General features: G+C 54.1%; 8 protein-coding genes. 3 read left to right on the top strand and 5 right to left on the bottom strand.

Features of this window, described 5'->3' with window-relative positions:
- From GFJ39_RS09325 to GFJ39_RS09305, 5 genes are all read right to left on the bottom strand, one after another.
- The coding region (locus tag GFJ39_RS09325) for a recombinase family protein (RefSeq protein WP_153431075.1) at positions 1-1,621 on the bottom strand (1,621 nt) is incomplete at its 3' end.
- A 377-nt stretch (positions 1,622-1,998) separates the two neighbouring features.
- A complete protein-coding gene (locus tag GFJ39_RS09320; RefSeq protein ID WP_153431074.1) occupies positions 1,999-3,411 on the bottom strand; it encodes a hypothetical protein in 1,413 nt (470 codons plus the stop codon).
- Between the two features lie 72 nt (positions 3,412-3,483).
- On the bottom strand, positions 3,484-7,536 hold the full coding sequence (gene mobF, locus GFJ39_RS09315) for a MobF family relaxase (RefSeq protein WP_194285333.1): 4,053 nt from the start codon (positions 7,534-7,536) through the stop codon (positions 3,484-3,486).
- Between the two features lies 1 nt (position 7,537).
- Positions 7,538-7,834 carry a hypothetical protein gene (locus GFJ39_RS09310; protein WP_153431072.1) on the bottom strand — a complete coding sequence of 99 codons (297 nt, stop codon included), beginning with the start codon at positions 7,832-7,834 and terminating at the stop codon, positions 7,538-7,540.
- 57 nt (positions 7,835-7,891) lie between these two features.
- A complete protein-coding gene (locus GFJ39_RS09305; RefSeq protein WP_153431071.1) occupies positions 7,892-8,329 on the bottom strand; it encodes a hypothetical protein in 438 nt (145 codons plus the stop codon).
- Between the two features lie 813 nt (positions 8,330-9,142).
- Between GFJ39_RS09305 and GFJ39_RS09300 the strand changes: the two genes are divergently transcribed.
- The 3 genes from GFJ39_RS09300 (at position 9,143) to GFJ39_RS09290 (ending at position 11,050) form a co-directional block, all read left to right on the top strand.
- On the top strand, positions 9,143-9,670 hold the full coding sequence (locus GFJ39_RS09300) for a hypothetical protein (protein ID WP_228391879.1): 528 nt from the start codon (positions 9,143-9,145) through the stop codon (positions 9,668-9,670).
- Positions 9,671-9,752: 82 nt separating this feature from the next.
- Positions 9,753-10,406 (top strand): hypothetical protein, encoded by a 654-nt coding sequence (locus tag GFJ39_RS09295; protein WP_153431069.1) that lies wholly within the window; start codon positions 9,753-9,755, stop codon positions 10,404-10,406.
- A complete protein-coding gene (locus GFJ39_RS09290) occupies positions 10,403-11,050 on the top strand; it encodes a hypothetical protein (protein WP_153431068.1) in 648 nt (215 codons plus the stop codon). Before GFJ39_RS09295 ends, GFJ39_RS09290 begins: the two co-directional genes overlap by 4 nt.
- The last annotated feature ends 98 nt before the right edge of the window (positions 11,051-11,148 follow it).

Genomic DNA, 11,148 nt, shown 5'->3' with positions numbered 1-11,148 from the left:
GTGAACCCTGCACCAAGAACCGATCAAGAACGCCAGCATCAGGGTGATGCATGGCGCTCTTCCTGTTTGATGCAAAGCCCAGCATCGCAGCAAGGTCGCCCTCAAGGAAAATCTCTAGTTCTCCATTCTCCGGAATGAGTTTGATCCGTGTGAGCAGAGAACGGATCGCTTCTACCGTCTGTGTTCTGCTGACCTCGTTCTGGAGGCTGTCGTGAAGGGCGCCGATCTTCTGACGATAGAGCTCCGCCATGTTCGGATGCAGCAGAGGCGGCGGGGAAGGGGCTTCGGCCAGCCGCGCTTCGATCTCGGCCTTGCGCGCTTCAAGTTGCTCCATGCGTGTTTTGAGAGCAGAACTGGCAAAGCCATCCAGGATCGCCTGAACGGCCTTGTTCAGTTCGCGCTCGATTTTGGGAAGTTCGGATTTCAGGGTAGTCAGATCGGCTCCTTTTTCCATCCGCAGCCGGTTGACCTCTCGTGTGAACTCGTCACAGAATTCCTTGAAGAGGGCGGGATCCATCATCTGGGTCCGCAGACCGTTGAGAACGGATTTTTCCAGAACGTCCCGTCGAATTGTCAGGCGGTTCTCGCAGGTGCCCTTGTTCCGGGCTGTCGAGCAGCCGAGATGGTGTTTCGAGATCATTGAAAAGCCACCGCCGCAACAGCCGCATTTGATGAGGCCTGTCAGAAGATGGGTCGGACGTTGCAGGGCGTTGAGGGGATGAACGCCGTTACCGCGGGATTTTTGGGACCAGGTCGTTTTGCTCTGACGGGCTTTGACCGCATCCCAGAGATCCTGCTCGATAATGCGCAGATCAGGAACATCCTGAAGAACCCATTCGGATTCAGGGTTCAGGCGTGACACCCGTTTCCCGGTGCTCGGGTCCTTGATGTAGCGCAGGCGGTTCCAGACAAGTCGGCCGATATAGAGTTCGTTGTTGAGGATGCCGGTGCCGCGTTCCCGGTTGCCATTGATCGTTGATGGGCTCCATGCTCCGGAAAGAGGGCCGCGATGGCCTTCAGCATTCAGAGAAAGAGCAATGGCTTTGGGAGATTTGCCGTCGGCATAGTCCCGAAAGATCCGGCGGACGATCTGCGCCTGCTCGTCATTGACGGCGCGTTCGCCGCAGATCGCCTCGCCATGACTGTCGCGCTGTTTGACAACATCGTAGCCGTAGCACAGGCCGCCACCGGATTTGCCCAGTTCGACGCGGCCACGCAGACCCCGCCGGGTCTTGTTGGCCAGTTCCCTGAGGTAGAGCGCATTCATCGTGCCGGTCAGGCCAATATGGAGATGATTGATCTCACCCTCTGAAAGGGTGACGATCTTTACCCCTGCAAAGCTCATGCGTTTGAACAGACCGGCGATGTCTTCCTGATCACGGGACAGGCGATCCATCGCTTCTGTCAGGAGGATCTGGAAGCGACCCGCATTGGCATCCGTGATGAGCTCCTGGATACCAGGACGGATCAAGGACGCCCCCGAAATCGCCCGGTCGCTGTAACTGTCAACGATCGTCCAACCCTGTGTGTCAGCATAACCGCGACAGGCCCGGAGTTGATCCTCAATGGACGCATCCCGCTGGTTGTCCGAGGAGTAACGCGCATAAAGGACAACTTTCATGGTGGGGTTTTCTTTTTTGAGGGTGACGTGATCTTGGTCAGGGAATGAGCAGCTTGATGTTCGTAGCATTGTCGGGCCGCTTCGCGGGCTAAAAAACGGACAAGAATAATCAGGGCGTCTGAGGGCTCACGATTCTGCTCAGGCTTTTTGCGCGATGACTCTGAAGAAAATTGCGAGGACATGATGAAGCTCCGACAACGGTGCTTCATTCATCGCTCGTCAGTATGAGAGAAAAAAATTCGTTGTCGCTGAAATATTAAATAATCTTAATGAATGTCTACACGTGTGATCCAAGGTCATCAAAAAAGGGGGGTGTTGCTCGTTACCTCTGAACGTTGCTGATCAGGTGCGCTCCAGTATCCTTTTTGGAGGCTGCCTTATTTTTGATTGGGAGGAATATATTTCCTGAAGATATCAAGAAAAACCTCTGGCACTTCGGAAAAAGTAATTACGCAAAGCGTCCTGTCCTCTGCGTCATGATCAATGGCCTCTTCTGTCTTATCCTGTCCCACCGAGGCCAGCGATGTTGGGAAAAGATCATTTTCACGATAGGAGGGGACGGCCTGACAAGAGAAAGCAGAGGTGGTGATCCAAGTCGAAGAATTGAAACCTTTTGGAATTTTCGGACCAAAAAGAGGTTCTGGCTCAAATGCAATACCCGTCAAAGGACTGATGGGACGCCTTTTTTTTCGATACTCAGGTGTAAAACGATGGCCTCTCCGAAGCTCGGCAGCTTTGATATCGCTTTTGATGAGAACGAGTTCATGGAGGCGTAAGATGGGTTCAGGGGATGGTTTCGTTTGTTGCTTGACGGTGAGTTCGTTTTGCAGTGCTAAAGCCAGAGCAATGGTACCTGTGGTCAGGTCGTCCCAGTCTGTATGGTGCAGGATCGTGTGTCCGGCCCGAATGTCGCGATAACCCAGATCTTCCTTAGTCTCTGGCCAGTCGGCTCTTGCTCCTGTTGATGGATCTTCGACAGCTGAGGACAGAATATTCATCGCTCCCAGAATATGTCCAACGGAGTGGAAATGATGTTTCAAAAGCATAAATCTGGTTCGACAGGTACTTGTCTCAGGCGCACCCGCTCTTCCATTTCGGATACAAACATATGCATCCTGAGCGTGTCTTGCAGCGGGTGCGGATCCGTCTATGAGCCGGGCAGCAGGTGGTAAGTGTCCACGTTCTACAGCTCGACTGAGATCGAAAAGAAATGCCAGTCTTCCCCATCTGGGAGGTTGTTCAGGATGAAAAAGACGAAGACGAATTGCGACGTGAACTGAAAATCCGATGACCGCGCATGCGTCTTGCAGAAGGGGACGCCAGAAGAGATTATAATTCTCGAAAAGTCGATCCTCATCCACTACGGCAAGTTTCCTGCTGAGCGTTTTAATCGCCGATGTCAGTGCCTGCAGACGGATATGTTCTCCTAAAGCCGCCAGTTTTCTGTCGTCCTGAGGTTCGGATTGCGCTCCCGTTTTTCGTCTGGCCATCGCTGCACTCAGGCATGAATTCAGCTCAGGAAGAGATTTTTGCGCGAGTGAGCAAAAATCTCCAAAAACACGATGGTCAGGATCAGTCAGGGTTTTGGTCAGGAAATTCATCTCCCGCTGCATCTTCATGAGACGCAGACGTCCGTAAAAATATGTTCTGACCTTCATCCGAGGGGGGATGACTTCCGTGACCTGCCGGTTCTTTTCCGGTCCTGCCTTGGGGTCCGAAGCAAATGCGTATGCGGCTTCAAGGAGAACGGCCTGCAGTCTCAAATTCATGCTCTCTGCGGGCAACGACATCGGCAGTTCAAGGGGAGGAATTGGCGCGGGAGCTTTGTGACGGGGGCGGCCTGGTCGTTTTCGGATCATTGTTCAGTCTCGCTCTCTGTCTTTCTGTTCCCTGCGCGATCGCCTCATGGCCGGACTATTCTTCCGATTTTCTCTTTTCAGTGCTGGGCTTGGCGTTGAGCGCGCTCTTCTCGTTGTGAAATCGTGAACCAGCAAAAGTCGATCGCAAACAGCTGTTACTGTCTTTACATCGTATCTCGAGAGCGCCTGTGCAACATGCTTCTGGTCAAGATAGATACGATTGGCGACGGATGTCGGATCGCGGGAGATTGTCATCCCCATCTCCTGAAGATCGGCAACAAGTGTTGCCGCAGCGCTAAACGACTGGCGCGCAGGCGAAGACAGAAGCAGGGCGAGGGAACTTGCCGGATTGTCTGCTCCTGGTCTGTCCAGATGACGCGCTGTCAGGTCAAATAATCGCTCAACCTGCGCTGTCGCGTATTTCAGACCACAGGGTTTCAGGCGCCTTGCATCCCGTCCTTGTCTGAGAAGTCGATTTTGAATCGATCGGAGTGCATCTGCATCAATCCAGAGACCATTTGCATCTTTTTTCCCGCGTGACAAAAGAGCGCGATATTCCGCATCCGCTGTCAGATCGAGGTCTTCAGGCGAGACATCGCGGGCAATGCAATGCCACTGAGGGTTATCTGACAGGCCGGTTCGTTGAAGCGCTTCGGCGACAGCCTCGCGTCGACGTCGACGTCGATGTGACTTCTCGAACCAGACACTGTTTTTTGCGATGGCGATGTAGGTCTGTGTTCGAAGGGATGTTTTCAGATTTTCGGTCATGTCTTGTGATCGGAAGCCGATTTCAGGCAAGGGGGACCTCAGGAGTTCTTCAACAGGCTTGAGAGACGAACTGCCCTGCAGGATCTGCTTCTGACGCGCCTGTTTCAACCGCAGTTTAAGGGATAAGGGGGCATTGCGCCGCTCGGCCTGAAGCAGTGTTTTATGAAAACTCTTTAAAGCATCCGCGCGGAGTGTTCTGGCGTCTTCCAGTAAGGAAAGGGCGGACAGCCTCTGGTCGCGTCGGTCCAGATTATCGGCCATGGCTGTCAGGATGTCGTCGCGGCCGATGGATTGCCTGCTCCCCATGCCGCGTCGTGACATGATATTCCGTCGCTCAGCGCGCTCAGATGTCACGATCCAGTTCCTGAAGCGATGTCGGCTCGCGCCTACATAGGCGCGATGAGCGTCAAGATGTCCCGACCCCCGTGGCATGGCCAGGATATGTTCGGTCGATGTCAGTCCCTGTGATGCATCGATTGTCAGGACATCGCCATATCCCAGAAGAACCCGGTCGTCTTGCGGGCTTGCCAGAGTTTCCAGGTCGACCCAGCCGCAAGTGCCATGACTGTTTCTGAGATAGAGACCGCCGTATCTGTAATCGAGCACTTCCAGCACACTGCCATTATTGCCGATGATCCCGCGCTTACCATCATCGCGTTTTGCATTTGTTCTCTTGAAAAGACGAACCCTGTCGCCACGTGCCAAAGGGAGATCGTAGGGCGTCCCGTGCTGATCCATCGCTTTGAGGATCACAAGGTCTTTGTCGAGCTCGCCAATAGAGCGCCTCCGGTCGCGGATTACAGAAGCGATCATACGGGCGTCAGCGTTCGTTGGCGCGCTGACTGTCAGTGTATTTTGTGTCTCCTTTTTCAAGACAATATGCCGTTCCAGCCAGAGATCGGCGATGTGTTCAGCGACCTGATGGTCGTCGCCGTCTGCAAAGAGAAGGGATCCATCTTCAAATTTTCGGCGCAGTGCTTCCAATGCTCTGCCATGGCGGAAAAGGAGAGCTGTGGCCCGTTCAGTCTCTGTCTGCTGTCGCACACTGGAGAGTAATTCCGGGATTTTTTCTTTTCCCAATGCGCGCTGAAGCAGGCCAACGGTCGGTCCCGCATCGACGGACTGGCATTGCCGGGCATCCCCAATCATTACCAGCCTGCAGCCCGTCATAGCCTGGGCGCGGAGCAGCGCCAGAAGCTGCACCGTACTCAGCAGACTCAGTTCGTCGACAATCAGGACCGATCGGGAATCCAGTCGAATATTGCCGTTCTTTATCCCGCAAAGAAGAGGATGGGTCGCGACAAGGCGGTGCTGAGCGATACCTGCACCAACAAGATCGTCGGCCTGTCTCCAGGCCACGGCCGTTCCCCAAACCGTATGACCGCTTTGCGCCCAGGCATGTACAAGTGGCGTCAGCAATGTCGTTTTTCCGGAGCCGGCAACGCCGATGAGTACAGCCAGACGCCCTTGGGTGCCCAGTATGCTCATGGCCTGACGCTGGCTTCTTCCATGCTTGCCCCGGAAATTAAGACCACCAGCAGCGATCGCGAGATCGATTTCAGCCTCGCTTAAAGCGCCGAAATGATTGTTGGCGGCTTTAAGGGCGCGATCGATAACCTCCTTCTCGTGATCTGCCTGAAGTCTTGTGGTGATGCGCAGGCGAGGATCTCCTCGGCGGTCTTCATTAACTATGGAGAGAACTTCAGTCCGAATACCGTCGATCATGATCGGGTTCTCGCGGACCATAGAAACGACCGTGTCGATGTCTGCGGAGGTGTCGATGCCGACATCAATCAAGGCGCGTGCTGCGCAAAGTCGAATAATCGATCCGTCCAGAACGGCGCTTTTTTGGAAAGGATCTTCAAGAAACGCACAGGTCAGGCGGTGAGCCGCGTCAAGCCGGGACGCTGGATCGTGTAATGTCCCCGTGTCGTGTCCGGTCAGAAAATCAGGAATCGTCCATCCCAGTTGAGTTATTGTCTGCTGCCATGCATCCTGATCTGCCAGATCGTCTGTCTTGGGTTGTCGCGGGTTCCCCTGTATCCCCTGCTTCAGGAAACGTATTTTCTGATCAGCATCAAGACGGGACCAGTCGACATTCTGTTGTCGGGCATAGTCCTGGGCTGCATCCTCTCCCTGGCGTGTTCTTTTTGAAAACGCTGTGCGAACTTCTTCTGGCACTTGCACCAGCTGAGCCGCTCCGGTTTTCTGATTGAGGGCGACTTCTGCACCATTCTGTCGAAGATTGTCTGCGACATAGGCCTGATAGAGCGCCCCGATCTCTTTGACGCGTCCCTGGAGACGCGCAAGATCAAGACCGCCGACATGCCCTGATTCCGTGAAAACGAAGTTCGGAATAACGCAGTGCGTATGTAATTGAGGATCACCGGGTGTTCGGACCGTCACCAGTTGCGTCTGTAGGTTATTGTCCTGACCGTTTTCAGGGACATAAACCGTTGGTCGCGCCGTATAGTGCAGGAACCCGAACCATGCGATGGCGCCAGAGTCATACCCATCACGTCCCGCCTTGCCACGCCGCGCGCGTCCGATTATTGCCTCGACATCACGCATGACACGCGACACAGCATCCTGATGCGCCTGCAAGAGACAGGCGCGTTCCGCGGGTGTTCTTGCAAGCGCCCATGCAACCGAAAGGGATTTATCGGCTGAAAAAGTCAGATCGATATAACCAACTGACTCATGTTTGTGTCCTAAAGATTTTAAGAACCGATCCTGGTTTATGGAGAGGCCATTATAGTCAAAACCGTCTCCAAAACGCCGCAGAAGCTCCGGTCCTGCTTTCTGATCGGACGGAAGCCCGTACAGTGCAAACAACCGCTTTGCCGCGGCCTGTTGTCGGAGAAGAGCTTTCTGCGTTCGGGGGATTTTCTTTCGCAGAATTCCAGAGATGCGTTTTAATGTGAGCGCGTCAGGAAGACTGTTTGACGACAGTTCAAGCACCGAAGCTATGCTGGCTGTTGTTTTCTGAATCTGCTTGCCTGGGACGCGGTTTCCATCCGCACGTCGTCCGCTCATGACATTCGCAAGTTCAAGATCTGTGATGGGATGACCTGGTCGTAGGCCCAGTCCCTTCTGCGCGCGTGGATGGACTGTCGAACCCAGGCGCGCCACTGTCTCACTGGTTGTGACGGCCTGCACTGTATCGACACCTGTATAATATGCAGCCTGACAGGCCTCGCTGATTGAGACAGTCGGCTCTTTCAGATGTGCAATCATAAAAGAAGCATCCGACGGCCGGTCTGCGATGCCTGTGCGATACGTCATCATTTCAGAAACCATCCACGACGTGGTTTTCGAATGCCTGATTGATCGCGCGGCTCATGACCTCCGGAAAAGCTGATATCAGCTGATTATTTGCAGAGAGCGCTGCATCATAAGCTTTCAGAACGGTCGCAAGAGATTGCAGCGTATCCGGGAGGAGTTGCTCGTCTTTTTCGGGAGCGCTCAAAGCCTTTAAAAGGAGTTCAAGTTTTTTGTCCTGAATTTGTAGTGTTTCAAGAATAACACTGAGGATCGCGAGAATATCTTCCTGCGCGACGTGCCTCTTGTCAGAGGTTGCACACATGATGGATCACCGTAGCGTCTGAATTTGTGGCAGGATTTTCAAATTTTGAGATTTATTTTATCTGTTATTGAGTATCGATTTTCTTTGATTGAACAGCGATTTTGGTTTGCCGAGATCTTCAGAATGTTGTGGATGATCTTCTGAGAAAATTTTTTGCTCTGCAGGACGACTCTCCTGCTGCGCCTGCGGATCGAGGCGTGGTGTCTTGTTCGCTTTGAGAGTAACACCGTTTCGCTTTATAGCGTTCTGACGTCTCTGACGGACCCTGTACCAGTTCTGTCTGATCGTCGTCTCAGCATAAGCATTACCGTCTGAGTCTGTGATCCCGAGAGCTGCCAGCGCGTCGCTGACAATGGCCCAGTCAGCACGTTGACCGATGATGTCTTCAATGACGGCAAAGTTCCTGTCCAAAATCTCCGAGAGCGTGTGCCCTTTGAGCTTTTGACGACTGTTTTCCATCGCGCGGCGCATGTCTGCTTTGCTAATTTTTGTCATTTGAAGTATATCCTTCTGCTCAGCGTCATCGCTGGTGTGAGTGTCTGTTGCGACATCACTGAAGCTGACAGAGTGTGCTTCATAAAAAAAATTCGTTGTGCGCGAGAAGTATAAAAAATTTCGTTGAGTGATTTTTCGTAAAATAACAAAGAATTATTGATTAATGATATCAGGATATTTCTTTAAAAATTCGGATTTTAAGAATAAAACACCGTCGATTGTGTGATTAAATAAAAATAAATCAGTCATATTTTTTTCAAATATGCACTGTTTATTTTTTGGTGTAATCAAAAACTTATTTGGAAGATCGTGTGAGAATCGTGATTTCATCATTCATGAAGTCATTTGAATCCCAATCAGGGCCTGTATCGGAAAGCGTGACATTTATCCTGAAAAGTCTCTCATCACAGACCAAGGCACCCTTGGTGCGTGGCAGTGGATTTTTGAGAAAATAGCAAAGCTCATCTGAAATGCTGAACCTGATGGTCATTGCATCGGCGTTCGCCTGAAAGGTAGGGTAGGGTCATAGCCGGCTGGCGCGGCTTATAAAACCGGTAGAGTTGCAACATACATGGGCTGGGAGTTGCATCACGTCTGAGCGGAGGAGGTCTTTTTCTTCTGCAGACAAGGGGAGGGGAGCTGCGCTGCGGCTCTCGCCCCAGAGGTTCTCTCTGCCTGATGGCAAGACCCTGCGGGTGATCACAGTCTTTTACTGGATCTCCTATGTCTTTCTCTCCCTCTGACATTCCAGCGCGGATTATCGGGCTCGCTCCCACAGGCTCTCCTGCTCATCCAAGGAGTGGTGCCTCCACTTTGATTGAAGCCTGCCTGCTCGATCTGCTGGTCGGTAATTCCGGCAGTGCTCGCCACTCTGCTGAACGCATGTGTCTGTGGTCTCCGACCGAACAGTTCACCGTGACGCACATTCCGCATGATACGATCAATACGTCGGTCTTCCTGAGTCTTGATCCGGAACTGCGGAACGATCTTGTTCATCGACCTTTTCTTGAGGCGATCGAGAACGGCCAGGGCGTGGGAAAGGAGCATGGCGCACCGACACTGATCGTTCCACTGGACGGTCGTGTCCAGTGCTGGCTCGCGCCTTTGCCTCACGGGGATGATCTGCGAGTTCTGCGTTTTGACAGGCTGATGAGAGGCCTGTTTTCAAACCTGATTGTCGGTCACGACGATTATCGTCGCATCTGGAAGCTCTACGATCCGCAAACAAGCGCTCCATATCATCCGGCCTCTTTGATTCACGACGTGTTCGTCGCCGGCCGCATTCTCTCTGGCGTGCTGAGTGAGCTTCCGCTTTCCGAAGTGCTCGCCGTCGCCCGCTGACGTCAGCTTCGTTTCCGCTTCTATCCCGCGGCAGCATCCCTGCGCGTTGCCGCTGTGCTCTTCTTATTCAGGACAATCGATCATGTTGCTCTTTCCTTCCTCCAGCACCCGGACGGGTGCTGGGTGCTCTGTCGCGCGCTCTTTCTTCGAGCCCACACCGGACGACCTCCGTCTCTACCGCGAACTGAGCCTGCGTCTGCGCGCTCAGCCGCCCAGCTCCTTGTTTCGTTATATCCCAACACCGGCCGGGCAACACCTGACCCGGCTTGGCGACTGCGGAACCTGGGCCTGGGCGGCAGTCATCAAAGCGGCCATGGCGTGCTGGAACGATCTGCCGACAGGAGGGAAAATTGCCGAAGATGGGACGCAGCTCAACTCCACGCCCGAGCGGATCGCGTGGGAAGCCCTGTGTCCGGTTACCCCTTCCGACATTACACTGGACGTCGAGCCCCCCATCCAGATCGCGGCACCGGAACGCTTCTTTTCGGATCTGGGGATCCGGTTTCAGGATCGGGTTCGGTACGTTGAGATCGTGGGTGCCTGCGGTGCGGACCGCGTGACCCGAAACAATTGGGAATCCCATCTGCTAGCGCAGTTCGACCGAAGACTGGAGGTCTACCGGCAGCAGCGTCTTACGCCCGAGATCTGGTATCTCAACGATCTGCTTGAGCCAGCGCAGTTACAGAAGCGTTTCCTCGCCCTTGTGGCGCAGCTGCGCGCGGGAGGCGGGTCATGACCCAGGGTCCGATCCGGCTGCCGCGCTGGCCCATCACGCGCCTGAAACTGCTCGACATGACGCCCGATCAGAAGGGAGCGCCCTATGCGGGCGCTCCCGTCACGCTGCTGCAGAGAGATGGCTTTGTCGAAGGGCGCAGCCTGCTCTGGCTGGGGGAACCCCAGCGCACCTCGGGTCATCTTGAGGAAAGTCTTGACGAGCACGGGCAGCCCGCTCTGACCATCAGTGATCCCCTGTTCCGGGCCCTGATGCCGGTGGATGCCCCGAGACCCTTTATTCTGGCGGGGTTTCACATGTCGTTCCTGCGCCGCGTGCTGGGTGGGCCGCAGGATCGACCGCCTCATGATCTCTGTCTGTACCGGCTCGCACGACAGCGGGCGTCCTGGTTGCGGCCGTGCGGGTTGCAGGAATCCGTCCTCGAACTACGGACAGACCTGATGACAGAACTGACGCAGGACAGCCCTTTTCTGCGTTTGAACTGCGCAACTGCTCTGCTTGAAACACTTCTTGAGTGGGAGCCGCTGAACCGGCTGCTGGTGCTGTCAGGCAATGTCGTCTCTCCACCGCCTGGCGAGGAGGAACCCTTCGGTCAGGCCGCAGAGTGGAGTTGTCTGCCTCAAGGTCCTGCCATGCTGGAAGACTGAGTGACCAGCGGAGGCGTCGACGATGACTTGGGAAGGTTTGAAAATGTCCTCAGACCCGGACGATGCATCCAGTTCTTCAGCGGCCTGGGCTACCCCCT

Origin of the sequence: Gluconobacter aidae (assembly GCF_009547075.1) — a bacterium.
In the GTDB taxonomy this organism is placed as follows: domain Bacteria; phylum Pseudomonadota; class Alphaproteobacteria; order Acetobacterales; family Acetobacteraceae; genus Gluconobacter; species Gluconobacter aidae.
Note: the sequence above shows the minus strand (reverse complement) of the source record. Positions and strands in the feature narration are given on the sequence as shown.

What these genes read in the sequence shown, in the direction of transcription:
- GFJ39_RS09290 (WP_153431068.1), top strand. Translation starts at nt 10,403, where the DNA reads ATGACCCAGGGTCCGATCCGGCTGCCGCGCTGGCCCATCACGCGCCTG.
- GFJ39_RS09320 (WP_153431074.1), bottom strand. Translation starts at nt 3,411, where the DNA reads ATGTCGTTGCCCGCAGAGAGCATGAATTTGAGACTGCAGGCCGTTCTC.
- GFJ39_RS09295 (WP_153431069.1), top strand. Translation starts at nt 9,753, where the DNA reads ATGTTGCTCTTTCCTTCCTCCAGCACCCGGACGGGTGCTGGGTGCTCT.
- mobF (WP_194285333.1), bottom strand. Translation starts at nt 7,536, where the DNA reads ATGATGACGTATCGCACAGGCATCGCAGACCGGCCGTCGGATGCTTCT.
- GFJ39_RS09310 (WP_153431072.1), bottom strand. Translation starts at nt 7,834, where the DNA reads ATGTGTGCAACCTCTGACAAGAGGCACGTCGCGCAGGAAGATATTCTC.
- GFJ39_RS09305 (WP_153431071.1), bottom strand. Translation starts at nt 8,329, where the DNA reads ATGACAAAAATTAGCAAAGCAGACATGCGCCGCGCGATGGAAAACAGT.